Here is a 26,692-nt window from a genome sequence, read left to right as displayed (position 1 = left end):
TCAACTTCATCTCTTGAGACATTTAATCTCCTGAGACATCATATAATAAAAAAATTTTTTCATTTTTAAAAAATGCAATGTAAAATACGGCGTATTTTCATGATTTCCAAAAGGTGACTTATTATTTTTTCTAAAATCAAATGCTATCATTAAAGATAGTTAAATTATTTGTTAATGCTTCTGTAATCTCATTTTGAGCCAGACCAGATATCTTTTCTTTGTCTGAAAAACATTCATACTGAACATGAGATTATTATTAACATTAATCTTAATTATTTTTTGAAGATATGGTTTGCTAGATCTACAAAAGTCAGAATTTGCTAAAATTTGAAATTCTTTGTCTGTTAGCGAAGTTATATTTTCTTCTTTATATTTTTGTTAATTGTTTTAACGCTTATCGCTTTAACATTTTTATCCTCGCAATTTTCAGTAAATTTTTATTTTTCGTTTGTCTTGTTAATTTTAGTGAAAGGCCTATTCCTAACATATTTAAAGAAAAAATAGTGCCTTGAGGAATATGAACCGAAAACGAAAAAGATTTATTGCGAACGGGGTTTGTCTGAAATGTTAAATTATAGACACATTGGCAATATTGCATGAAGAACAAGGTGAAAAATAGAGCGTGTCAAATGTAGCTATCATGAATATCAAAAAATCACTCTAATTTTAAAAGTAATTAAGATCCTCAAAGCATCATCGGCTAATTCCCTCTCAAATAAAAATTGTTGAGCACTTTTTATGCCACTTTTTTGAACGTACTTTTCAAGTGGATTCATGTCCATCCAAGGGAACGCATTGTATCAATCTTACGTCAGTCTACATTTACTTGCGAATGAACTTAGCAAAAAGATGTCATCTTCACGAGATATATCGTTAAAAAGATGTCATTCGTGCTAGACATAGATACGACACATCATTAGAATTTCTCGCAATTTGCCTGAAAATAGGCGTTTTAGAGATGACTGACTTTGACCTCAATAAGCTGTGTATCAGCAATTTTGATTTTCTTGGAGGATATTTTGATGACGTCAGCACTATTGGTTCTTGAAGATGGAACCCAATTTTACGGTCGATCGGTTGGATCGATAGGGTTGGTCGTCGGAGAAGTGGTTTTCAATACTTCAATGACAGGTTATCAAGAAATTTTGACTGATCCTTCTTATTCAAGACAAATCGTGACGCTGACATGCCCTCATATCGGGAATGTAGGCACTAATCTTTCTGACGTAGAATCCGATAACGTCTATGTAAAGGGCCTAGTCATCCGAGATTTATCACTGGTGGCTAGTAATTATCGTAGTGAAGAAACTCTATCTGATTATCTAAAACGACATCATATCGTGGCCATTGCCGATATTGATACTCGAAAGCTTACACGTCTTTTGTCAGAAAAAGGTGCTCAAAAAGGCTGCATTATCGCGTCAAAAACTTTAGATCCGGTGTTGGCTTTAGAAGAAATTCATAATTTTCCGGGTTTAAAAGGCATAGATTTAGTAAAAACAGTTTCTGTCAAAACCCCTTATGATTGGGTTGAAGGGACAGGAGGATGGCTCAGTGATGGTACGCCAAATATCCAAAAACGAGACGCATCTCCTTTTCATGTGGTCGTGTACGATTATGGCATTAAGCGCAATATGCTTCGTATGTTGGTGGATCGAGGTTGTCGCCTGACGGTCGTTCCCGCGCACACTTCAGCCCAATCGGTGATTTCACTAAAACCTGATGGTGTGCTTTTATCGAACGGTCCAGGCGATCCCGCACCCTGTGAATATGCAATTACCGCGATTCAAGATTTACTGCAAGCGAATATCCCCCTTTTTGGCATTTGCCTCGGCCATCAACTGCTAGCTCTGGCGAGCGGCGCAAAAACGATCAAAATGAAATTTGGCCACCATGGTGCAAATCATCCTGTGAAAGAGTTAGAGAGCGGTCTTGTGATGATCAGCACACAAAATCACAGCTTTTCTGTTGATGAATCGACCTTGCCTTCTTGCTTACGTGCAACTCATCGCTCTTTGTTTGACGGATCATTACAAGGCATACATCACGCTTATAAAGCGGCTTTTAGTTTTCAGGGACACCCTGAAGCCAGTCCTGGCCCCCATGATATGGCGCCTCTTTTTGATCATTTTATCGATTTGATGCAAATGCATTATAAAAAATCTCTTTATCATCTGTAATCAGGAATTCACATTATGCCAAAACGTACAGATATCAACAGCATTTTAATTTTGGGTGCCGGCCCTATTGTCATCGGTCAAGCCTGTGAATTTGATTACTCTGGTGTTCAGGCGTGTAAAGCCTTGAGAGCAGAAGGCTATCGGGTAATTTTAATTAATTCTAATCCTGCAACCATTATGACAGATCCTGAGATAGCCGATGCCACCTATATTGAGCCGATTTATTGGGAAGTAGTTCGCAAGATAATCGCTAAAGAACATCCTGATGCTTTATTGCCGACCATGGGTGGACAAACGGCACTTAATTGTGCACTCGAGTTAGAGAAAAAAGGGGTTTTATCAGATTATGGCGTGACCATGATAGGTGCTACAGGAGAAGCGATTGATAAGGCTGAAGACCGAAAGCTTTTTGATAAAGCGATGAAAAAAATAGGTCTGAATACCCCGCGTTCTGGCATTGTCCATAACATGGAAGAGGCTTTTTCCTTTTTTTATGAGATAGGTTTCCCTTGCATTATCCGCCCCTCCTTTACTATGGGTGGTAGCGGCGGGGGGATTGCCTATAATTGCGAAGAATTTGAAGAAATTTGCGAACGAGGGTTTGATTTATCACCCACGCATGAATTGTTGATCGATGAATCCCTGATCGGGTGGAAAGAATATGAAATGGAAGTCATCCGTGATAAAAATGACAATTTCATTGTTGTGTGCTCGATAGAAAATATGGATGCCATGGGTATTCACACTGGGGATTCTATCACCGTCGCACCTGCTCAAACTTTAACGGATAAAGAATATCAAAGAATGCGACATGCTTCGATGTTAGTATTACGTGAAATCGGTGTCGAAACAGGTGGCTCGAACGTTCAATTTGCCGTCGACCCAAAAAGTGGACGCCTGGTTGTCATTGAAATGAACCCCCGTGTTTCTCGTTCTTCAGCACTGGCATCAAAGGCCACCGGGTTTCCTATCGCAAAAATTGCGGCAAAGCTAGCTGTTGGTTACACCTTAGATGAATTAAAAAACGATATTACAAGTGGCCGACTGCCGGCGTCTTTTGAGCCTTCTTTAGATTATGTAGTCACCAAAATGCCCCGCTTTAACTTCGAGAAGTTTGTAGGAGCAAACGATCGCTTGACGACTCAGATGAAATCTGTCGGAGAAGTGATGGCCATAGGGCGAACTTTTCAAGAATCGTTGCAAAAAGCGCTCAGAGGGCTAGAAGTTGGGGCCAAAGGGCTCGATCCTAAAGTGTCTTTGAATGATCCAGAGGCTATTACCTCTATTCGTCGTGAGCTCAAAGATGCCGGAGGGGAACGCATCTGGTATATCGCAGATGCTTTTCGTGCGGGGCTCTCATTAGATGTAGTCTTTAATCTCACCCAAATTGATCCTTGGTTTTTGATGCAGATTCAGGAACTCGTCCAGCTCGAAGCACAGCTGACTCAAACTGGTATTCAATCCTTAGACACGTTTTTTTTAAGGCATCTTAAACGAAAAGGATTTTCGGATGCACGTTTGGCTAAATTACTGGCTGTACCCGAAAAAGAAATACGAGACCGACGCCACCAATCGAATTTACATCCTGTTTATAAAAGAGTGGATACCTGTGCTGCGGAATTTAAGACAGATACGGCCTATTTATACTCTACCTATGAAGAAGAATGTGAAGCTAGACCCAATCACGAACAGAAAAAAATCATGATATTAGGAGGAGGACCTAATCGGATTGGCCAAGGAATTGAATTTGATTATTGCTGTGTACACGCATCTTTAGCGCTTCATGAGGCGGGATATCAGACTATTATGGTCAATTGCAATCCAGAAACCGTTTCGACGGATTATGACATTTCTGATCGCCTGTATTTTGAATCTGTTACGCTGGAGGATGTCCTTGAAATAGTGCGGATTGAACAACCACAAGGGGTTATTGTTCAATATGGTGGACAAACGCCTCTACGATTGGCTAGAGAGCTTGAAGCGGCAGGCGTCATTATTTTAGGAACGAGCCCTGATGCGATTGATAGGGCAGAAGATCGCGAACGTTTTCAGAAAGCCGTTCATCGCTTAGGCTTAAAACAGCCTGAGAATGAGACGGCCCAAACACTTGAAGAAGCTTTTTTAAAAGCTGACATTTTAGGTTATCCGCTGGTGGTTCGCCCCTCTTATGTCCTCGGGGGGCGTGCGATGGAAATCATTTACAATAGGGTTGACTTGCAGCGTTATTTTCAAAATGCAGTTCAGGTTTCTAATAATTCACCTGTATTATTGGATCGTTTTTTAGATGATGCAGTTGAAGTCGACGTTGATACCATCTGTGATGGTGAGCATGTTTTTATCGGTGGTATTATGGAACACATCGAAGAAGCAGGGGTACATTCTGGTGATTCGGCCTGCTCACTGCCGGCTTATACCTTAAACGAGTCTATTCAAAAATGTATGCGGGAGCAGGCGACAAAACTAGCGTTTGAACTCGGTGTTAAAGGGTTAATGAACGTCCAATTTGCTGTCAAAAAAGAACAGCTGTATCTGATTGAAGTCAATCCGCGTGCTGCCCGCACGGTGCCTTTTGTCTCCAAGGCGACTGGCATCCCCTTAGCAAAAATAGCGGCGAAAGTCATGGCAGGGCAGTCATTAGTTCAGCAAAACATGTTAAATGAAATCATTCCTCCTTACTATTCTGTTAAAAAAGTGGTCTTGCCATTTAATAAATTTCCTGGTGTGGATCCCATCTTGGGGCCAGAAATGCATTCTACAGGTGAAGTGATGGGGGTTGGACATACTTTCGCAGAAGCATTCGCAAAAGCAATGTTGGGGAGTCATTCATCAATGAAAAAAACAGGGCGCGTCTTGCTTTCTGTTCGAGATGGCGACAAACCACGAGTAGTTGATTTAGCAAAACAATTTTTACAACAAGGTTTTGAGTTAGATGCAACTCAAGGGACCGCAGATGTTTTAGAAAAAGCAGGGCTGCCTGCCAGAAGGGTTCATAAAGTGCATGAAGGTCGCCCTCATATTCAAGACCGCATTAAAAATGGAGAGTACATTTATATCGTCAACCCTACCTCAGGGCGCCAAGCAATTGAGGATTCTAAATTAATTCGTAGAGCCGCATTACAATACAAAGTGCATTATGATACGACTCTCAACGGTGGGCTAGCGACCGTGATGTCTCTGATGGAAAATCCTATTGAAAAGGTGATTTCCCTTCAAGAATTGCATGCCCGTTTTAAAAATTAAGGTGAGATGCCTAAACGATTTAAATTTAGTGAAGATATAAAATAAAAGAAGAGAACTGCACCGTGAGATTGAGTCTTTGTTTGAAAATATATCCATGAATAACAATGCAATAACTTAGCCATAGCAAGTAATAAAATAGACTATTTTTATACCATATGCTCTTTATGAATAATAACAGTACAAATAATTGTACTTTTATCTTATAAAAAATGAGCAATTTAAAAGGGAATAACCGAATACAAACCGTTCATTATAGCGAAGATAGATAAAATTTTGCCTCACTGATGACTAAAACGAAGATAGAACTCCCATATTAATCCACAGACAGAAATGGATACCGTGCGTTTTAATGTCTTCGTATGAATATCAATTACTGTAAGAAACAGGGCATTTACTCTGTTTGTCTAAAAATGCCTGAAAACTGATAGAGTTCATCGAAGATGATCAATCATGAAAGGTCAAGAAAGAGAATTGATAGAGTGCAAATCGTCTTTTATAGTTAATCGTGGGAGACCAATCTTTATTAACAACAGGTCAGCAAAAGACGTTAAAACGTATTAATGAATTGGTACGCGATATCTAATCCCCCTTTTCTTTAGAAATGGAAAGACAGAATCTCTGAAGCATAATTTACCGGGTTTTAGTCTAGACGCATTACCGATGAACGCAGGCTGATACACGGAATAAATAACACAACTCTCAAAATAGTCTCATGCCCTTATCATTATTAAAATATCATGAATAATTGTACGTCCGAGATTTTATCGTGGAGCGTGCTTTTTTAAAAAAAAGGCTCTAAATTTATCTTGATAACCAGGGCAGACCATTTTTTTGAGTTCGTAAAAATCCATCACTTTTTAATGCCGATTCAATATCATATTTATGCATACAAAATCTAACTAATTAAGTATTTTTTTTGAAAGCATGAGCTCAAAAAGTTTGTCATTATAAATGCTAACTTTTATTGGTGAAAAGTTATAAATATAAAAGTGCGCAAAAATTTTGTTTCGAATTTAAATCTATTTATTTTCAAAAATCAGAGTAAAACCAAATAAATTTGGTAATCCTATTAACATTAAAAATTCAAATTATAGTTTGAAGACTAAAGATATAAATGATAAAAATGAAATAAACAAAACAAACTAAACTATGGAAAAACATGCTGATATAAGTACCAACAAATATGAATAAAATGATTCTACTTTAACTCCTGATAATTTATCAGGACAAACTTTCAACTGCTTCCAATCATTATCTGTATTACCGCACAGAATCATAATTGATAAGTTTAATATAAATTAGATTTATAATTGCGTGAAAGATGGAATTAATTTAGATGAAAATAAATATTTAAATATAACAAGTTTGATTGAATAAATTAAAAACACGCTTAATAATTATGAAAAGAAGAACCGTTTGTTGGTTTCAGAAAAATTTACATTTTATCAGAGTGAAAGCAAGTTACTTGAAATTAGAAGATGCACCAATAACTAGCCTACTAGATTTTAGTAAACTTGATTTTTTAAAATCGATGGCTGTATATAATCCAGCGTATAAAGCACTTTTGGATCTCCTTTCAAGAGCAGGGGCTGCTTTCCCATCTTCCTTAATTCACATTTTGTGTCATAGCGTTAAAAAGAATTCACTAAAAATACGCCTCCTGTATTAATCGACACGCGAAAATGGACTAAAATCGTGTAGAGTGGGGTCGAAAATAACACAGTGATTAAAATAACAGTCCAAAAATAAATCGTGTCAATAGCATTCTAATAAGAATTTCATTATTGCGGATAAAAATGCCTATAATCGAAGCATTAATACATTAACTCGGTGGTTTCGAATCAACGGAATACCATACGCCTTTAATCTGTTATTTTTAATAGACATTGAACCAGTAATTAAGTATTAATTTTCATTAAACGCCCTCAGTTTACCTATTCTGACAGACTTCGGCAAAATAAAGGAAGAACGTCCATTCATCGGTTCGTTAGAAAACGTGCAGTAAGGAACATTCAAATAAAATAAATTTACTTAATTCGTGATCTTTTTCAAGCGAAATTCAATCCTGTTTTTCATAAAATTTCGAACCTATTTTACCCTATAACCAGTTTTACTTTAAGACCTTTCGCATCAAGTCGTTTTTTTAAAAATGCAATTTTATCTCCTTGAATTTCAATGATTCCTTGTTTCACCGTGCCCACACAACCACATTGCTTTTTTAATTTTACCGCCAATGAGGCAATTGCCTTACCCCCTCCTTTTAAACCGATCACAAGGCTGATTCCTTTACCTTTTCGTCTATGTGTTTGGTACTCTAATCGTATCAGAGTATCTTTTTGAATAGGTAAAGGTTCTCGCTTTTCTAATTTAGGAAAAGCATTCTTATCTGTCGAATAAATTAAATGACTGTTGGGATCGTGCATCATATTTTTATGAGTGCATCAATAAAGTATATAAATTTTTTAAACTTTGAACTGGATGTTCAGATCCTGTTATAGGACGACCTATGACCAAATAATTCGCACCGGCTTTTAAGGCTTCTTTTGGATCCATAGTGCGTGATTGATCAAAATTAACACTGTTTAATGGGCGAATACCCGGTGTCACCAGCTGAAAACTTGATCCACAGCGCTGTCTTAATATTTGAGCTTCTTGAGCGGAACAAACGACACCGTCCATTCCAGAATCTTGACTTAATTCTGCTAAACGTGTCACTTGTTCGTGCTGTTTACCATAAATGCCTATGGGCTGTAAATCTTGAGTTGTCATACTCGTGAGCAGAGTTACTGCAATCAATAGGGGAGCTTCTTTACCATATGACAAAAGTGCTTTTTTGGCCGATTCCATCATATGGCCGCCTCCGCTTGCATGTACATTGACCATCCAGACGCCTAACTCAGCAGCGGAAGCCACCGATCGAGCCGTTGTATTCGGAATGTCATGAAACTTAAGATCAAGAAAAACCTGGAATCCCCGTTTTTGCAACTCTTTAATCCATTCAGGTCCATAGAGCGTGAACATTTCATTCCCTACTTTTAATTGACAATACTGAGGGTTAATTTTATCAACAAAAGCCAACGCTTTATTTTTATCCCTGTAATCGAGTGCAACAATAATAGGTGAAAGAAAGTGTGATGAATTTTTTTCAGGCTTGTAAAATATCATTTTTTGTCATTTTCCATTTTATATTAAAGAGCAGTTTTTATAAAAGATGCATCTCTTCAGTTATCTCGATGCGTATTTACTGACCATCAAAACCCTTAATAGATTTGACTGAATCCCAAGAGCGACAAGATGGGCAACGCCAGTAAAAAGAATGTGATTTAAAACCACATTGACGACAATAATAAGAAGGTTTTGTGCGAATCTGTTCGGCAACAATGTTTATTAATAATAATAAACTTTCTTTTGCTCGACCCTCCTCTGCATCCAATAAATGATAATGCATTAATCGATGAAAAAGATGGATATTGGGATGACGTTGTAATTGCCGGTTAACATAAATTTGTGCGGCTTCTAATCCCTCTTTCTGTTCAATTAAATCTGACATCATTAGCTCAGCGACTACCCCTGCCCCCTCATTTACGCAACGGTTTAAAAAAATTATCCAATCCGATGTGGATTTTGGTAAATTTTTATAACATTTATCAAGCATGAATAATGCATCGCTAATGACTTCTTTATCTTGATCCAATACTTTGTGAAGCACTGCCACTGTTTTAGAAAAATCATTAGAATCAATATAAAGTTTTCCGAGCATAATGGATGCTCTCGCACAATGCTTATTTACCGAAATGGCGGTTTTTAGTAAACTAATGGCATTAAAAATATCATCGATAGCAATCGCCTTTAAAGCTAACTCACAATAAAAATGTGCCACCTTTTTTTGTAAATGTTGATGTTCTTTGCTTGCTTTGATTAATTTTTGGGCGACTTTAATGGCATTAACCCATTCGCTCATGGCCTGATAAATCGTCAAAAGCTGTTCTAATGAAGTCACTCGAAAATTTTTTTCTTCAATAAGTTCATTAAACATTTTTTCAGCACGATCATATAATCCCGCGGCCATATAATCTCGCCCTAATTGTTGAATAGCTAATAAACGTTGATCAAAATTTAGAGAAGCACTTTCCATTAAAGATTGATGGATCCTGATGGCACGATCTGTTTCGCCTCGAGAGCGAAATAAATTTCCTAACGTTAAATGCGCTTCAAAAGCAGAGCCTTCTTGTTTAAACATCTCAAGAAAAAGATCAAAAGCTTTGTCTTGTTGATTTGAAAGTAAAAAATCAAGACCATTGATATAATTCCGTGAGAATCGATTCTCATTTTGTTGTTGATTGTTTTTAAAACCTCTTGATCCCATATACCACCCGTAGCCTGCGGCTACGGGTAATAATAAAAATAGAAGTTCGAGCATTTAAAAAAATCTCTTTTTATCGTCAATGATCTTTAAATTAGCGCCATTTTTAATCCGTTGATCTTGATTCAATGTTAATTTTTTTATTTTGCGTTTTGCTTTCATCAGCGCTATTCGTACTTTTATATAAAATATACCCATGATGATCCAACCCAAAAATAAACCAGTTAAAAAAAAATTGACTATCAAGCTTGATAAACGATATGAGTTTTGAGCCAATAAATAATTAAAAACAACCTCTTCCTTATTATTCGCCTCAAATATGATTAAAATCACGGACAGTATGCAGACTAATAAAAAAATGATAACAAATTTCATAGATATGCCTACCTTAGGAAAAAGTAATAAAACGTTAATCAATGAGCGTTAGAACTTTTCTTTTTTATTCAATAGGATTGGATCAATCCAGCGATAAACAACCCAGCATGATAATATGCTCAATAAACTACTAATTAATATTGAGATAAAAATGTCGATCGGCCAGTGCATGCCTAATAGCAAACGGCTGATCATCACTCCGGATGACCACAACATCAAAAAAATCACTGTTTTATAATAACGAAGAGACCATAGTAAACCGACCGCTAGTAGAGCCCAACTCGTAGCAAAAATACTGTGCCCTGATGGGAAAGAGAATCCTGTTTCGGCCTGCCAATATTTTTTCAACCAGGTGGGCGCATTCGTTTCCGATGTTAATAATCGTTTTAATAAAACCGTTCGAGATTCAATATTTAAAGAATAGAAATTTTTATTTTTAATATGATATTTTGTTTCCAAGTATACTAAAAAAGGTCTAAGTTCTTTTATTTGATTTTTCATGACAATTTTCACCGCCTGCCCAATGACCATTAGTATCAACAAGAGCACTAAAAATTGCAGGGCAACCTTTAAACGAAAGCGCAAACATCGAAGAAAACAAGCCGATAATAAAATACAGGGCAGAATTCCCAAAGAATAACTTGCCGTTTGTGTTACCTCAAATAGTCCCCTTAATAAATTAGAATCAGCATGAGTAATCTGCCATTGCCACCCAAACATCCAAGCGCTAGAGGGAATTGTCAATAAAAGCATACTGCTGAAAATAATTTGTTTCATCACACTTTTCATTTCACCTCCTTTGATTTATTTGAAGCATTCATATCATCTGCTTTATATCTTGCCGAATAAAAGAAAGATAAGATAAGAAAAAACAGGTAATATATCGCTTTTATCTTATGACTAAATTACACTAAAAAATTTTTAAGAGTATGACTCATCGACATGAATCTAAAACGTATATCGGAAGCAAAATTACCGACCCCTTGGGGTGATTTTTTAATGATCGGATTTAAAGAATTAGACAAAAAACAAGATCATCTTGCATTAGTTTTAGGTGATATTTCAACGGACGCCCCCGTATTATCTAGGATCCACTCTGAATGTTTAACAGGAGACGCCTTGTTTAGCTTACGTTGTGACTGTGGCTTTCAACTGAAAGCCGCATTTAAGCAGATTTGTGAAGAAAAACGAGGTCTACTCATTTATCATCGTCAAGAGGGAAGGAATATCGGACTGTTAAATAAAATTCGCGCTTATGCACTTCAAGATCAAGGAGCTGATACGGTTGAAGCAAACCATCAACTTGGTTTTTCCACCGATGAACGTGACTTCACCGTCTGTGCTAACATTTATAAAACTTTAGATGTCAAAACGATACGTTTGCTGACGAATAATCCTGAAAAAATCAAGATTTTGAAAAAAGAAGGCATCAATGTTGTTCAGCGAGTATCGTTAATTGTAGAGAGTAATCCAAACAATCAAGACTATTTATTAACAAAAAAGAATAAAATGGGGCATTTTTTTAAAAAATAATTTTACTATTTTTAATTTGACCATACTTTCTGAATCATCATTTTATAATATCGCTTTGAAGTTAACATCAACCTGATTGAGAAAAAATATGGAACCTTTGACTATTGGTTTTCCTCCAAAAACGCTCATCGTATTTGTCACATTATCTGTACTGGCTATTTTTATAGATTTATTTATGCATAGAAATAATAAGCCCATTTCACTTGCAAGTGCTTGTTTTTGGTCGCTTTTCTGGGTTGTAATTGCCTTTATTTTTGCGGTCTTTCTATATTTATCCCATGGCCAAGAATTGGCGACTTTATTTATCACTGGATACACTTTAGAAAAAGTATTATCTATCGATAATTTATTTGTGATCATGGCTATTTTTTCTTGGTTTGCAGTCCCTGATAACGATAAGCTACGTGTTTTGTATTGGGGGGTAGTTGGAGCCATTATTTTTAGGGCGATTTTTGTTGCTATAGGAACCAGTTTGTTATCCTTTGGGCCTTGGATAGAATGTGTATTTGCCGGTATTGTTGGTTGGACAGCGATCATGATGCTTAAAGATAAAAAAAATCAACAGCAGATTGAAGATTACTCTCAGCATTTTGCTCATCGGCTGGTGAAGCGGGTTTTCCCTATATGGCCTAGACTTAAGGGTTCTGCTTTTTTATTAACAGGAAATGAAGTCAAGAAAGAATCAAAAAAACCAGAAAATAGTAATATTAAGATTGACCAATTTAGAAACAGTGCGTTTTATGCCACTCCATTAATGTTGTGTTTGGCCGTTATTGAACTCTCTGATGTGATATTTGCATTTGATTCTGTACCCGCTGTGATCGCTGTCAGTCGTGATCCTATCATTATTTATAGTGCCATGGTCTTTGCCATACTCGGTTTAAGAACCTTGTATTTTGTACTAGAAGCAATGAAGCAGTGTTTAATCCATCTAGAAAAATCTGTGATTGCGTTATTATTTTTTATTGCCATCAAACTAGCGTTAAATGCTTCAGAGCATATTTTTCATCATGGCTATCATATTTCGGGGCCAACCAGCTTATTGGTCGTGATGGTCGTATTGATGCTTGGAATTACAGCCAGCTTTTTATTTCCTAAAAACTCAAAGTGAATTTTTGAAATATGACTCACATATTATATTTATATGGCACCATTAACAATGGTAAATAACTTATTCAATCAATTAACGTAGCGTGATATCAATACTCAATTGAAATATTTATACTTATTTAATATTTTATATAATAATTTATTTACATTTTCACCCATTTTCATAAAAAATGACGGTAAATTTTAGTCATAAGAAGAAATTATGTGCCTCTAACATCAATAAACTACTCTAAGACAACTGACATGCCACAAATAACTCTTATAGCGCCAAAATACTTTATAATAAGAAAATCTCACTGAAACCTTTAAAGAGGTAACAAATACATACTCTAAAATATATCACCCACACTTCATGTAAGTAGAAACGGCGAAACAAGTTCAAATAAAATGTATTAGAAAACATATCTGCATTCTTCGATACCGAAAGTACATATTGTCAGTACGCTACAAATGGTGGTTTTAGCAAAAGTGACCATAAAGAATATCCAGCACTAATTTTATCAAATATGTTAATGGGTTTGTTCATTGAGCTTATTAACCTTATAAAACTCGACATAAAGTATCGACAGGAGATTTGAATGTTAATCTCTCTAGAGACTAAAGTAACTTTTAAAAAAGTAACGAATGTCTTTTCAGATTGTATGAAAGTAAAAAATAATTTTTCTGAGGCATCTAATTATCGTAAGGATGCATACTCGATTGGTTCCTCATTTTAAAGAGACTAAAATTACTCCACATAAAGAATAGGATAGTTTTGTTTTGCTTTACAACTAAAATTTTCACACATGAAAATAAATAAAAATACTTTAAAATCAGCCACTGAGAAACGAAAAAAGTCAGATCCGGTTAATGAAAAAATGTAAAGACAGTCTTTGATATTTTTATCCTGCCAAAAAAACGTTGAATCTCAGAGCACACTTGATGTTTTTCTTTTCTTAATCTCTTCACAGACAGAGCAGATAACTAGATCATAGCTAAAAATGATGGGATCTTTTCAATTTTGATGCACAAGAGCCCTCATTCACTAGAATAATCTCTTTTGTCTGTTTATCTGCTATTTTTGCCGATATTTGAAATTTTCTACTGCCGAGAACGGCAGCAATATTAGAGTTTTTTTAACGCTTCGAAAGCAGCTTCGTCATTAGGCTCAGTAGTCATGTCTCTCACCAGCTCACTAGTATTATCGAGTTCAGTTGCTGATTTATTAAATCGACGTACTGAAGCGGCACACACACAAGTATCAATGCTTGAGAAAATATTCAGAATTTTATGTTTTTCTGCAATAATCACTGAGTGAATGTTCTGATAAATCTTTTCCAACCAGTGTGAAAGAAGGGGGCCTTATTACCTGATTCAATAAATTTTCCTGAAACTCTGGTTGCTTTGCCCTGAAATAATACTGTTTGTGTCATTTTTAATCTCCTTACAAACCTCTTTAAAACCGATTTGAAACCGTGATTTCTGTCTTGATAGTTTTTTAACATGACACTCTAGGACTTTGAATAGCCAGCTCTTTCTGGAATTTTAAATAGAGAGGTAAAAATATACTTTTCTTTATCATGCTGTTTCAGTCAAAAATTGATATTTGATAGCAGAAAAATATAAAGCTGCGAAAAATTTCGCATTTTCATCATAAAATTTTTTAAACGATAATCTATTTATCTCTTGAATTAATTCAAGCTATTATCAATCTATGATCTTCTAAAGATGATAAAAGATTTTCAATAAATTTAAGACGCTCGTTTTTATTCTGTAAGTTGAGAATAAATTTCAATCGTTTGGAGCCTTCTAAACGATAAATTGTTGAGTTTTTTTGTAATAAACCAATTAAATAAGCGGGATTGATTTGATGATCGTCTCTAAAAGTTAAAAATCCTCCTTTTTCATGACTTTCAATTCGCTTAATGCCTAATTTTTCTGATTGCTGTCGGAAATAAGCTGTTTTTAAGAGATACTGCACCTCATCTGGCAGTAAACCAAAACGATCAATTAATTCAATCTTAAGCTCATTCAATTCAATATGATTATTCGCATTTGCAATTCTTTTATAAAAAGACAAACGAATATTAACATCAGGAATAAAATTTTCAGGAAGGAGCGTTGGAAGGTGCATTTCAATTTCAGATTGAGGACGAATAAATGATTCCAATGAAGGATCCTTGCCTTTTTTAAAAGCCTCTACTGCATTTTCTAACATTGCCATATAAAGAGAAAACCCCACTGCATTGATTTGACCACTTTGGTTTTCTCCCAATAATTCTCCAGCACCACGAATTTCAAGATCGTGAGTGGCCAAAGCAAATCCAGAACCTAAATCTTCCAATGAGGCAATGACCTCCAAACGTTTTTTTGCATCATTTATTATGGCCTGTGCGGGAGGCGTCAGTAAATAGGCATAAGCCTGATGATGGGAACGTCCAACGCGACCACGTAATTGATGAAGTTGTGCAAGACCAAAATAATTGGCTTTTTCAATAATAATGGTATTCGCATTTGCAATATCGATACCGGTCTCAATAATCGTGGTACAAATCAATAAATTGAAGCGCTGATGATAAAAATCGTTCATCACACGTTCTAGATCCCGTTCTCGCATTTGTCCGTGAGCCAAGGTAATTCGTGCTTCAGGCACCAATTCTTTTAAGGTTTTATAAGTTTTTTCAATGGTTTTAACCTCATTATAAAGATAATAAATTTGACCACCTCTTAAAATTTCACGCAATATCGCTTCCTTGATTAGACGCGAGTCATATTCTCTTACAAATGTTTTTACGGAAAGACGCCGAGCAGGAGGGGTAGCAATAATAGATAAATCTCGTATGCCACTCATTGCTATATTCAGTGTACGAGGAATCGGCGTTGCCGTTAGGGTCAAGATATCAACATCCGTTCGGATTGCTTTTATGCGCTCTTTGTGACGTACACCAAAACGATGCTCCTCATCTACGATTAACAAACCCAGATCTTTCCAACACAAATCATTTTGCAATAATTTATGCGTTCCTATAAGGATATTTAACTTTCCTTCCGCCAGTTCTTGTAAGATCTTTTGTTGTTCTGTGGCGGTTCGAAACCGTGAAAGCATTTCGATTTGAATCGGCCAATGAGCAAAACGATCGCGAAAATTAGCAAAATGCTGCTGAGCAAGTAAAGTAGTTGGCACTAAAACAGCCACTTGTTTATGATTAATGACTGCTAAAAAAGCGGCTCTCATCGCCACTTCCGTTTTTCCAAAACCGACATCTCCACAAACAAGTCTATCCATCGCTAATGGCCGAGACATATCATTTAATACAGCATGAATAGCCTTTTCTTGATCTGGGGTGGTCTCAAAAGGAAAGCTTTCGCAAAACAACTGATATTGTTCATAGTCATTCTTAAATGAAAACCCGGGTTTTGCGGCTCGCTGAGAATAAATACCTAACAGTTCTGCGGCCACATCCCGTACTTTTTTGAGTGTTTTGTTACATGTTTTTGTCCAAGCATCCCCTCCTAATTTATGTAAAGGCGCATCTTCGTCTGAAGAACCTGAATAACGCGTAATGACATTTAAAGAAGAAACCGGAACATAAAGTTTATCTTCATTTGCATAACCTAAAATTAAATATTCGGCTTGAATACCACCTGTTTCTAAGTTTATTAGGCCAAGATAACGACCCACTCCGTGTTCGAGATGTACAATAGGCTGGCCAGGGCGAAGCTCCATCAAGTTACGTATTAAAGCATCCGTATTAATGATCCGTTGATTGTCTTGTCGACTACAATTAACTTGCTCACCCAAAAAATCACTTTCACAAATAAAAGCCAGAAGCCGCTGAGTATCAATAAAACCACGTTCCATGGCTCCTAACATCAAATAATACCCATGTTGCATGGCTTCATCTAATGAAAAAATCAAAATTGGATCGATTTCAATCGACTTTAAGAGATCCCGGAGTGCTTCTTGACGACCTTTAGTTTCTACTGAAAACACTACAATGCCCTTAAAGCGTTTTATAAAATCATATAAATGCATCAAAGGATTTTTTTGAGATCGTTGTACAGCTAGCTCTGGTAATGGCTCGTAAGGCAAATTTGTATTTGCAGATTTATTAGGTAGCGTCTCAGTTCTTAACTGAATACGAGGCCAAGCTTTTAGTCTGCTAAAAAACTCTGGTACATTTAACCATAATTTATCAGGCGCCAATAACGGGCGCCTGGGATCAATGCGTCGATGCTCATAACGTTGATAAATATCTTTCCAAAAACCTGCCGCTGCGGCCTGTATATCACCTATATTCATCAACAAAACATCAGAAGATAAATAATCAAATAAAGTATCCAATGGCTCATTAAAAAAAAGCGGCTGCCAATATTCAATGCCTGCAGGAAAAATATTTTTGCTGACTTGTTGGTAGATATGTTCTGGATCACGATGTATCTCAAATTGTGCGCGCCACTTACTACGAAACGATTCAATGGCTGTGTTATCAATAGGAAACTCATGAGCAGGTAACAAATTAATTTGTTCAATTTCAGATAAAGTGCGCTGTGTATCGACGTTGAACACTCTCAAACTCTTTATTTTATTATCAAAAAAATCAATTCGATAGGGTTCTTCACTCCCCATAGGATATAAATCAAGCAAGCTGCCACGAATAGCAAATTCACCATGCTCCATGACCTGATGTACAGAACGATAACCTGCCTTATCGAGTTGAAGACGCAATAGATCAACGGACAAACGTTGGTTTTTTTTAAAAAAAATGGCGTGACGATGCAAAAAAGAATAAGGACAAATTCGCTGCATAAAAGTGTTTATGGGAACAATAAATGCGCCACGATTTCGACTTGGCAGCTGATATAAACAAGCTAACCGATCAGAAATAATCGATTGATTAGGAGAAAAATGATCGTAGGGTAAAGTTTCCCAATCAGGCAAAATGGAAATGGGATGAGAGGTAAATGCTTGAAGTTCATATTCTAACTGCAGCCCAGTTTTCCTATCCGGGGTTATTAGGATGGCAAGCCCCAGATGACGTTCAATGATTTCAGCACACTCCAAAATGTATGCAGAACCTGTTAATTGACCTAATTGTCGTACGTCAGAAGGTGCAGTTGGCAATTTATAACGGTCTTTTTGAGAGATTATTTTATTTAACATAATGGATAAACATAAAAATTAGTAAAAGAAAACCTGATTATAAATTATGCGATAAAACTCGCAAATATAAATACGAGTAGTTCCATAAAATGGTTGGAGCCTTTATTATCCTTGAAGACTTTACTTTAGAAACAGGATCTTAATTTGCATGTATCAGCCTGTCACGATTTTTATTGGTTTACGTTATATTTATGGAAGACGTTCTGACCGTTTCGGTTGTTTAGTTTCATCGCTCTCTAGTATCGGAATTATGCTTGGAGTCATGTCAATGATTGTAGTTTCATCTGTGATGAATGGATTTGAACGAGATTTGCAAAATAATGTTTTAGAGCTTATGCCTGAGGCATTAATTACAACTCTTGAAAATGTGATTGATCCTCAAAAAATATCTGTCTCTAAATTACAGAATTTAAAAGGCATCAAACATATTGAACCTATCACTACTAGTGATGTTGTGATACAGAGTTCACAAAATATCAGTGCCGGTGTCATGGTGGGGATTAATCCAGAACAATATGAACCTCTTTCAAAATATTTTATTAATGTTCATCAAAATATACTTCAAAAAGGCCAATACCGCATCATCATGGGAGCTAAATTAGCTCAGCAACTCGGGATTCAATCCGGTGATACCGTTCGTTTAATTGTGCCTAGCGTCCGTCAGCTTACTCCTATGGGAGGTATGCTAAGTCAACGCTTATTCACCCTAGTTGGCGTTTTTTCTGCAAATAGTGAAGTTGATGCTGATCAATTTTTTGTGAACCAGCAAGATGCTTCTCGATTAATGCGTTATCCCTTAGGGGATATTACAGGTTGGCGTTTATTTTTGACTCAACCTCTTAAGGTCGTCTCATTAAGCAAGCAAAAACTACCAGAGGGCACAGTATGGAAAGATTGGCGTGAACGCAAAGGCGCACTTTTTCAAGCAATGCAAATGGAAAAAAATATGATGGGGCTATTATTAAGTCTTATCATCATTGTGGCAGCCTTTAATATTATGACTTCATTAGGCTTGCTAGTAATAGATAAACAACGGGAAGTCGCTATTTTACAAACTCAAGGTTTTACTCAGCACCAAATTATGGCCATATTTATAGTGCAAGGCTCAACATCTGGAATTATTGGCAGTGTTTTAGGGGTATTATTAGGAATAATATTAACAGGTCAATTAGAAGAATTACTTCCTATTTTAGGGCTATTAATAGCAGGGGAATCCTTGCCTGTTAGCATTGATCCTATGCAGGTGTTTATTATTAGTCTGTCTGCTATATTCATGGCGCTCTTAGCTACTCTCTATCCTTCTTGGCGTGCAGCTAACTTTCAACCTGCCGAGGCATTACGCTATGAATAAAAATGCTCCTCCATTGTTGCATTGTGAAAAACTTTGTAAAACTTATAGAGAAGGAAAATTGCATGAAAATGTGTTAAAAAATATTACATTTACGCTTCAATCCGGCCAAATGATGGTCATTGTCGGAAGCTCTGGTTCTGGAAAAAGTACATTGTTACATTTATTGGGAGGGCTTGATTCACCAAGTTCTGGTGCAATTTTTTTTAAAGGTGACATGATACATCACCTTTCTGCTTCAAAAAAAGCAAAGTTACGTAATCATCATTTAGGGTTTATTTATCAATTCCACCACCTTCTTCCAGATTTTACTGCTCTAGAAAATGTTTCCATGCCTTTATTGATTGCTGGAGAAAAAGCACGAACAGCCAAACAAAAAGCATTGACTATTCTTGAATTAGTCGGCCTAGATAATCGTCATCAACATCGTCCTTCCCAACTGTCTGGTGGGGAACGCCAGAGAGTCGCTGTTGCTCGTGCGTTAGTTAATACACCTTCTTTAGTACTTGCGGATGAACCAACCGGTAATCTAGATCAAAAAAATGCAGAAGCCGTCTTTAATCTATTAAGTCAAATAAACATAAATCAAGGCACGACCTTTCTGGTCGTAACCCATGATTTAAAATATGCAAAACGCATAAATCAACAATTGGAAATGACTGATGGCCATTTGCATCCAATTTTATAGTTATCCGAGGCACGGTAAGAATGACATTGCTATTTGCAAGAGCATGGTTAATCGCTTGGCGTTTCAATTATGATCGGCGAAAAGGAGGGATGGTATCTCTGCTATCTTTAATTTCGATTTTTTCGATTGCGCTAGGGGTTGCAGTGCTCATTATTAGTCTTAGTACCATGAATGGTTTTGAAAGAGAATTAAAAAACAGGGTGCTTGCAGTGGTACCACATGGACAAATTCATTTTCTTAATTTGTCTGTTTATGATTGGCCTCTTATTTTAAATCGTCTAGAAAAAATAAAAGGTATTATTTCAGCGGCTCCCTACATTGATTTTACGGGCTTAATAGAAAATGAAACAAAAATTCGAGCTGTGCAGATCAATGGCGTTTCCCTAAAAAGGGAACACAGCATTAGTATTTTACCCGATTTCATTCTTAATGATGCTTGGCAAAAATTTAAAGCCAACCAGAAACAAATTATTTTGGGTCAAGGCTTAGCAAACATTCTCGGTGTTAAAGTGGGGTCATGGCTAACCATCCTGATCCCTAACATAAATCCTCAAATCAGATTATTAAAACCAAAGCGGATACATCTACAAGTGATAGGCGTATTTCAGCTCAGTGGTCAATTAGACTATAATCTGGCTATCATTCCCTTGTTAGATGCACAACAATATTTAGAAATGGGTGATAAAATAAGTGGCATTAAAATAAAAATAAAGGATATTTTTAATGCAGAGCATATCACTCATAAAGCAGCTCAATCTATAAAAAGCGCTGTCAATTTTAGTAGTTGGATCTCTACCTATGGTTATATGTATCATGATATTCAAATGATTCGAAGCATCATGTATATCGCGATGGTATTAGTGATGAGTGTGGCCAGTTTTAATATCGTTTCGACTCTCATCATGGTGGTAAAAGATAAAAAAAATGATATTGCTATATTACGTACATTAGGAGCTCAAGATAAACTCATACAAACTATTTTTATTTTTTATGGTTTATGGACAGGTTTAATTGGTAGTATCAGTGGCGTATTTCTTGGTGTTCTACTGTCACTAAAATTAACTGAAATCATGCACTTACTGGAAAAATGGATGGGTTATTCATTTTTGTCTGGGGATATTTATTTTATCAATTTTTTCCCCGTTGAGCTGCATTGGTTTGACGTATTTTACGTATTTATGACTTCATTATTACTTAGTTTAATAGCTAGTTGGTATCCAGCACGTCGAGCCAACAAATTAGATCCTGCTAAAGTATTGAGCGGTACAAATTAAATAGTATCGATCATTTAATTGAAATCAAACTGAATTGATATACGAATAATAAATTCGGGATTTAGTTCAGGATAACACGATATTTTTGGGATGATTGATTTTTAAAAGGAATTTTGCATGAATGCTATTAAGACTAAGACAGATGAATTGACGAACTGCCCACCCTATTTATTCAATAACCACTGCTCAATACGCACAATCCATTCTCCGTCACAGCTCAATAAGTTACCAGATCCTATCTTCCTGGCATTTAAGTGAATCGCCACTTCTTCATAAAAGCTCGGTTTACAATTTAATGTTTTGCCAATAAAAAGTTGGTTCAGATCCTGGATTGATATGTTAATGAGACCAATTTCCATCACCAAAGTCTGTGTGAATTAATTTAAAGAGATTTTTTGGCTCTTCTTCAAATTCAGGAAGAACATCAGGTGATGATGCATCCGGAGAGCCTTCTGATGAAGGTGCTTTAAAGGCCGTTCGATCAGCAATGCATTTTCTACTCATACCACTTTTAATACTCTTATCCTGATAAACGCTGATGGATAAAACATTTTTTATAATTCGTGCTTGATACGCACAACGACTTCATGGCCTAGTAGGCCAAGGTGTTCAAAAGACGTAAACGTAGTGAATCAATTGCCATTTTGAGATTAGATCGGTTTAAATTGGGCGCACAATAAAGCGCTAAAGGCATTGCCCCTGACTTCATTTTACTTTGAGGTTTCCAGTCGGAATTGAAATCCATAGATTTAGATTAGCTGAGCTTCTTTTTTCTGATAAACAAGAAAAGCGTGTCTGGCAACAAGAGAAGCCAACAAAGCAAAAACGAAAAAAGGAAAACCTGGGATTAATGAAAATACGAGCAAAGTACTGCCGGACATCCATAAAGCTTCAGGTTGTTTGCCCACTTGATTAGTTAATTCATTTGCAATGACTTTTTCTTTTTCTTTCTTTTCCTGGTACTAGTGTTACTATAATCTCCGCAGTGATTGAAATCAGGAGGGAAGGGATTTGAGAGGCTAAACCATCTCCGATAGAAAGAACCGCATAAGTTTGTAATGCCTCGGTTACAGACATCTGGTATTAAAAAACCTAACTAAAATACTACCAATAATATTTAACAAAATCAAATTTATACTTGCAATTTCGTTTTCTTTAATGAATTTTATCGCACCATCCATCGCACCAAATAAGTGACTTTCTTTTTGAATTCGTTCTCTTTATCTCCTCACTTCAGCTGAATCGATAGATCCTGATCGTAAATTACCATCAATACTTATTTGTTTACCGGGCATTCCATACAAAGAAAATCGTGCGCTTACTTTAGAAACCCGTTCTGAACCCTTTGTAATGACGATAAATTGAATAACAGTAATAATGCTAAAGATAATCAGACATACTGTCAGATTACCGCCCCAAATTGTCTAAAGGCTTCAATAATTTCACCGGCATCATGCTGTAGTAACATTAAACGACTGATGGTTAAGGTAAGTCGATATAAAGTCGTGATCAGCAATAAAGAAGGGAATACTGAAAATTTAAGTGGATCCTAAATGTAAATAGAAATCATCAGTAAAATAGTAGAAAGCCCCAGATTAACTGCAATCAAGACATCGATCAATGCTGTGGGTAATGGTAGGATTATCATAAATATAGCGACAAGCAACATCACCGCCAAGGAAATAGCTTTGCTCTCTAACAGTAAACTGAGAGCTTTTTTATTTCATCTCGTATCGTGACCATGTGCCTGGCAGAGATTGCAATAATGCATATTGCTGTAAATAAATTTGATACCAGAGCTCGGCTATGGATGAGCCATCAAAACAACATATGATTATAACACCTGCATTTAATAAGTAGATACTTTTCAGTATACCTTGAAAACGTTCGAGACACCAACGCTTTTGCAAATCAAACAATTGAATATTGTTCGCATATTCCTGTAAACATCCTGTTATTCATAATACTCTTTGTTGATGAACCTCTAAAAAAACGGCCTGTTGCCTGATTCTCCATTCCATACAGGATTTAATCAATTCACAAGGCAGTTGAGCTAATCGAACAAACAGTTGCAAGTTACGAGTGACGACGAGATTGATATCCACTTTTTAAAGTTAAACATTCAAAAGAAGAAAAGACTTCTAAAATTTGTTCACGATGATCATCGTCTGTAAAACGGCCATCAGGCATACTTTTGAAAAGCTCGGTTAAATCAAAAATAAATTGGTGTTTTTATAGATTATCTAAATTGAAAGCATCATCTAAACGCTCTTCTAGCTAATCTTTGAAGCCTCAAGATTGAGCTGTTATTTGTAATACTTCGGATCGTAAGATGTCACCTCCGCATCCATAAGAAGATGTCATCACTTCACAAGGCTCATCTAGACTAAGGAAAAGAAGAAAGCGTTTTAATCGATCGATCATTATTTTTAGCCTCCGCCCTTTCTCTGGAGCTGTTTGTGAATTCAATGCAAATGCTATGGCAAGCAAAAGGACTCTAATCTTACGCTTAGGATCTTTCCATTCTTTATTTTTCAAAATAATTTATCACGGAATATTCTTCATCATCTATCACCTGTTGAAAAAGGCGTCTTAGGCGAGAAAAATTTGCAGCGGGCATGTTATTAAATTCTAATAGACTAAATAAGGAAATTTTCCAACCTTCTTGCTCTATTAAATCTGCGAGTTGATTTGATAATTGGCGCCGCCGCAAAAGGTTATGCCCCTGCTGTGTTAATAAAAAACCAGTTTTTAATATTTGTTGAGCCAACAGTAAATCCGAATTGGCATGATGAGATAATTTTTTAGTAAATCATTCAAACCGTTTTTTTCTTGGTTCTCAATGAATTGAAGTAGAAAGTTTTTACTTTTTTCAGAGCGCGTATTTTGCAGCTGTTTGTAATATTCTCCTATCTTAAGTCCCATCATTTCTATCGTTTCAGTTTGACTGCTTAATTGTATATGTTGTGCGAAGATAATTTCCATAACAGAGCTAACAAGGGATCTTTGGTGAGCATGCGTGGTTTTTTTCACTTTCAGCTGACTGACAATTATAAATATCATTAATCAAGAGTGAATGATGGTTGTTGATTGTACTCATGATTCTATCCGCTCTGATGCGGATTCTATCCAGATGATTAATTCTAATAAATGACGATCCAGGCAAACATATACTGACAGTAATGGATAAGCCAAAATGGCCTGATTGATATCTAAAGTCTCATCTTCGGATAAAAGTAAACGATGAGCGAATGTTTCATGTAATAGAGAGGATAAGCGATTTGGATGTACCCTTAAAGTTAAGCTGCCTTGTTTGCTAACTTCTCCACTTTATCGACCAAACGGGTAACCAAGATTTCATCAATAGATTGCTGGCCGGCCCAATTTCTGATGACTATGGTGATAGCTTGTATAATATTTTGGCGAACACTTTCTACTAAAATGCCTCGATTTTTTATTCTCTAATAACCATTTTACATGTCGTTTAAGGAGGCAAGCTTCTAATTTATCCTGTTGCTTTTGTTTTATTTTTTCTGCCTCTAGTTGAGCTTCCCTCAATATGGCTATTTTTTCTTCCTCTGCATGCTGTAAGATCGCCCTGACTTTTTTTGTGAGCTCGTTCTTCTATTGTTTTTTTCCAGGCAATTTTTAAAAAATTTTGAGGGGGATGTAAGGCCCGATTGGTGGTGAACTATTGTATTATTTGATCCGCATATGACAGGCTTGCTCATAAAAGGCGCTTCAAACGTCTGAGCCAAAGATATGCTTAAGGAAAATGGATAGCTCTAGGTAAAGGTAAAAAATAGAGAATGCACGCCAAATTAAATTACCTGATTCTATCGAATGAAAAATGCTATGACCCAACTGTCTGGCAATCTTTAGTAATAAATCGGGAGTTAAGCTGATAGCACTTTAAGATGGACAGCCAATTCCTAAAAGTTGGCGCATATCTATTTCATGAAGAGTGGGATGAAACGCCTAACGATCATGCACTATTCTTATATATTCTACGCATTTAAAGCTTATAAGACCTAATGCCATAGAGAGTTTCTTGAAACGAGATTCTAAGAGTAAATCTGACTTTTGTTAATCTGTTAAAACAGCGAGAAGAGGTTTGAGTGGAAAGTTGCGCACATGAATGAGATAACGGTTCAAAGCTGCATCAAGAGCAGGAGAATTCCCGTAACAGTAGATTTACGATTTTAAACCTGCTTTAGTTAAGTACACAGGATCAGCAAAACGAGCGGGTTGCCAAACCAGTTGGTGTAAATGTAAGAGCTGACTGGAAATTGTCTTAATACCGTTACACTTTTGTTCTAAATTGGGATAAATAGGTTCATTTTAGTCTTTCATTTTCGTAAATACCTGATCCAAACCACTACTGACAATATGGCTATCATTCCTGCACATTAGCCAAAACTATCTATATTACTTTAATGGGCCCTAATACCCATTCTAAAGTAGCATGTGATTGTTCCTGTTTTTATTAGTTGTCTGCTTCTGCTATGTTTTTAGGAGTAAATTGAAAATTGTTAGGCTGCATTAATATACGTATTTGTGAGTAATCAATCCCGGATATAGCATCGTAAATCAAATTTTTAATTTGAGATTGATAAATTTCTAAATTGATTTCAGGAAAATATTTGATAAATATTGAGACAGAACTAGGGTTGATGCTTTTATCGTTTGAAGGTGCGGCAAAAGCAATGTTGACATCAACACGAATCACTTCTTCCATATGGATGAGCATGCTTTCTAAGTGCTGCTCTTTAATGTAAACTATCTTATCCTTTTCTTGCATAGGAGAAGTCACCAGTTTATTTGAAGGAAATATTTTATCCACAGTGACATAATTGCTGCGAGGGAAGCCATTTTATCGCAATAGCTCAACTGCATCGATAAAATGCTTACGGTCAATATGTACAGTCACGCTGCTATCGTTGTTTTGCTGTTTTTCAGCATTGATATGGTGAAGCATTAGAAACTCTAAAATTTGATTGGCTTCAGACTGAGCTAATCAAGCATAAAGTTATACGTTACAATTGTTTAAAGAGAGTTTTATTAAAAATATATAAAACATACGTCTTACAGACCTCATGGCATATTCACTAATTTATCAATTCCTTGCCACAAAACGCCCGCAATTTTAGCATCTAAATCAATTTTTATTATTGTGTGGGCGACACCATATTGAATACCAAGTGCATCTTGAGGGGTAGCTATTACAGGCTTGTTATTATAAATTAGATCAAAAAATGATTAATTTTTTCAGGAGTTTCTTGCGTTTTTTATCTTTTTGAACGTTTTGCAGATGCTCAGTTAACGCAATAATAGGTTACTAAGTGGTCATAGTCATCTCGCCAAAATAATGTTTTATCTGGATATTAATTTTTTATTTTTTATATTTCAAAATTTAAAAATATTTCTCGCAGCAATAT

The 26,692-nt window shown here is 36.1% G+C and carries 20 protein-coding genes and 2 pseudogenes; 8 read left to right on the top strand and 14 right to left on the bottom strand.

Features of this window, described 5'->3' with window-relative positions:
- The first annotated feature begins 1,019 nt into the window (after window positions 1-1,019).
- The 3 genes from carA (at window position 1,020) to CICURV3402_RS07110 (ending at window position 6,151) form a co-directional block, all read left to right on the top strand.
- Window positions 1,020-2,180, top strand: a complete 1,161-nt coding sequence (carA, locus tag CICURV3402_RS02210; RefSeq protein ID WP_235667595.1) for a glutamine-hydrolyzing carbamoyl-phosphate synthase small subunit — start codon at window positions 1,020-1,022, stop codon at window positions 2,178-2,180.
- Window positions 2,181-2,195: 15 nt separating this feature from the next.
- Window positions 2,196-5,420 (top strand): carbamoyl-phosphate synthase large subunit, encoded by a 3,225-nt coding sequence (carB, locus tag CICURV3402_RS02205; RefSeq protein WP_158379644.1) that lies wholly within the window; start codon window positions 2,196-2,198, stop codon window positions 5,418-5,420.
- Window positions 5,421-6,073: 653 nt separating this feature from the next.
- Window positions 6,074-6,151 carry a type II toxin-antitoxin system RelE/ParE family toxin gene (locus CICURV3402_RS07110; RefSeq protein WP_268904295.1) on the top strand — a complete coding sequence of 26 codons (78 nt, stop codon included), beginning with the start codon at window positions 6,074-6,076 and terminating at the stop codon, window positions 6,149-6,151.
- Between the two features lie 1,362 nt (window positions 6,152-7,513).
- Here the strand turns inward: CICURV3402_RS07110 and CICURV3402_RS02195 are convergent.
- The 5 genes from CICURV3402_RS02195 to pgpB form a co-directional block, all read right to left on the bottom strand.
- Window positions 7,514-7,846, bottom strand: a complete 333-nt coding sequence (locus CICURV3402_RS02195; protein WP_158379643.1) for an SUI1 family translation initiation factor — start codon at window positions 7,844-7,846, stop codon at window positions 7,514-7,516.
- Window positions 7,847-7,850: 4 nt separating this feature from the next.
- Window positions 7,851-8,585: an orotidine-5'-phosphate decarboxylase gene (gene pyrF, locus CICURV3402_RS02190; protein WP_158379642.1), complete on the bottom strand. Its 735-nt coding sequence runs from the start codon at window positions 8,583-8,585 to the stop codon at window positions 7,851-7,853.
- 76 nt (window positions 8,586-8,661) lie between these two features.
- Window positions 8,662-9,840 carry a lipopolysaccharide assembly protein LapB gene (gene lapB, locus CICURV3402_RS02185; RefSeq protein ID WP_158379641.1) on the bottom strand — a complete coding sequence of 393 codons (1,179 nt, stop codon included), beginning with the start codon at window positions 9,838-9,840 and terminating at the stop codon, window positions 8,662-8,664.
- Window positions 9,841-10,158, bottom strand: coding sequence for a LapA family protein (locus CICURV3402_RS02180; RefSeq protein ID WP_158379640.1), 318 nt, complete (start codon window positions 10,156-10,158; stop codon window positions 9,841-9,843). It abuts the gene before it with no gap.
- Window positions 10,159-10,206: 48 nt separating this feature from the next.
- Window positions 10,207-10,935, bottom strand: a complete 729-nt coding sequence (gene pgpB / locus CICURV3402_RS02175; RefSeq protein ID WP_235667594.1) for a phosphatidylglycerophosphatase B — start codon at window positions 10,933-10,935, stop codon at window positions 10,207-10,209.
- A 165-nt stretch (window positions 10,936-11,100) separates the two neighbouring features.
- Between pgpB and ribA the strand changes: the two genes are divergently transcribed.
- The gene (ribA, locus tag CICURV3402_RS02170; RefSeq protein ID WP_158379638.1) at window positions 11,101-11,691 is read left to right on the top strand and encodes a GTP cyclohydrolase II; all 591 of its coding nucleotides are present in this window, start codon (window positions 11,101-11,103) and stop codon (window positions 11,689-11,691) included.
- A gap of 88 nt (window positions 11,692-11,779) precedes the next feature.
- On the top strand, window positions 11,780-12,802 hold the full coding sequence (locus CICURV3402_RS02165) for a TerC/Alx family metal homeostasis membrane protein (RefSeq protein ID WP_158379809.1): 1,023 nt from the start codon (window positions 11,780-11,782) through the stop codon (window positions 12,800-12,802).
- A 1,103-nt stretch (window positions 12,803-13,905) separates the two neighbouring features.
- Here CICURV3402_RS02165 and CICURV3402_RS06485 read toward each other — a convergent pair.
- Entirely contained in the window at window positions 13,906-14,091 is a 186-nt protein-coding gene (locus CICURV3402_RS06485; RefSeq protein WP_235667593.1) for a thioredoxin domain-containing protein, read from the bottom strand.
- 385 nt (window positions 14,092-14,476) lie between these two features.
- Window positions 14,477-17,929 (bottom strand): transcription-repair coupling factor, encoded by a 3,453-nt coding sequence (gene mfd, locus CICURV3402_RS02155; protein ID WP_158379808.1) that lies wholly within the window; start codon window positions 17,927-17,929, stop codon window positions 14,477-14,479.
- Window positions 17,930-18,092: 163 nt separating this feature from the next.
- Here mfd and lolC point away from each other — a divergent pair, with 163 nt between their 5' ends.
- From lolC to lolE, 3 genes are read left to right on the top strand one after another with little or no spacing between them, the layout of a single operon-like run.
- Complete coding sequence (gene lolC / locus CICURV3402_RS02150; protein ID WP_158379637.1) at window positions 18,093-19,295, top strand: lipoprotein-releasing ABC transporter permease subunit LolC; 1,203 nt, start codon at window positions 18,093-18,095, stop codon at window positions 19,293-19,295.
- Window positions 19,288-19,980 carry a lipoprotein-releasing ABC transporter ATP-binding protein LolD gene (lolD, locus tag CICURV3402_RS02145; protein ID WP_158379636.1) on the top strand — a complete coding sequence of 231 codons (693 nt, stop codon included), beginning with the start codon at window positions 19,288-19,290 and terminating at the stop codon, window positions 19,978-19,980. Before lolC ends, lolD begins: the two co-directional genes overlap by 8 nt.
- A gap of 20 nt (window positions 19,981-20,000) precedes the next feature.
- Window positions 20,001-21,254: a lipoprotein-releasing ABC transporter permease subunit LolE gene (lolE, locus tag CICURV3402_RS02140; RefSeq protein ID WP_158379635.1), complete on the top strand. Its 1,254-nt coding sequence runs from the start codon at window positions 20,001-20,003 to the stop codon at window positions 21,252-21,254.
- Between the two features lie 164 nt (window positions 21,255-21,418).
- On the opposite strand, the gene CICURV3402_RS02135 is transcribed toward lolE, so the two are convergent.
- The 7 genes and pseudogenes from CICURV3402_RS02135 to sctI form a co-directional block, all read right to left on the bottom strand.
- A complete protein-coding gene (locus CICURV3402_RS02135; RefSeq protein WP_187306900.1) occupies window positions 21,419-21,613 on the bottom strand; it encodes a FliM/FliN family flagellar motor switch protein in 195 nt (64 codons plus the stop codon).
- Window positions 21,594-21,758: a hypothetical protein gene (locus CICURV3402_RS06480; RefSeq protein WP_187306899.1), complete on the bottom strand. Its 165-nt coding sequence runs from the start codon at window positions 21,756-21,758 to the stop codon at window positions 21,594-21,596. Before CICURV3402_RS06480 ends, CICURV3402_RS02135 begins: the two co-directional genes overlap by 20 nt.
- A gap of 6 nt (window positions 21,759-21,764) precedes the next feature.
- Window positions 21,765-22,923 (bottom strand): annotated as a pseudogene (locus CICURV3402_RS07325) (FHIPEP family type III secretion protein); the annotation flags it as partial.
- 49 nt (window positions 22,924-22,972) lie between these two features.
- Window positions 22,973-23,359, bottom strand: a pseudogene (locus tag CICURV3402_RS07825) (type III secretion system protein).
- A gap of 422 nt (window positions 23,360-23,781) precedes the next feature.
- On the bottom strand, window positions 23,782-24,024 hold the full coding sequence (locus CICURV3402_RS06460) for a hypothetical protein (protein WP_235667591.1): 243 nt from the start codon (window positions 24,022-24,024) through the stop codon (window positions 23,782-23,784).
- Window positions 24,025-25,740: 1,716 nt separating this feature from the next.
- Entirely contained in the window at window positions 25,741-26,067 is a 327-nt protein-coding gene (locus CICURV3402_RS06455) for a hypothetical protein (RefSeq protein ID WP_235667590.1), read from the bottom strand.
- Between the two features lie 281 nt (window positions 26,068-26,348).
- A complete protein-coding gene (gene sctI / locus CICURV3402_RS06450) occupies window positions 26,349-26,417 on the bottom strand; it encodes a type III secretion system inner rod subunit SctI (protein WP_235667615.1) in 69 nt (22 codons plus the stop codon).
- Window positions 26,418-26,692: the final 275 nt, after the last annotated feature.

The sequence above is a fragment of the Candidatus Williamhamiltonella defendens genome (genome assembly GCF_900699045.1).
GTDB lineage: Bacteria > Pseudomonadota > Gammaproteobacteria > Enterobacterales > Enterobacteriaceae > Hamiltonella > Hamiltonella defensa_A.
The sequence above is the reverse complement of the archived record's forward strand: the minus strand, read 5'-3'. Positions and strand labels throughout refer to the sequence as shown.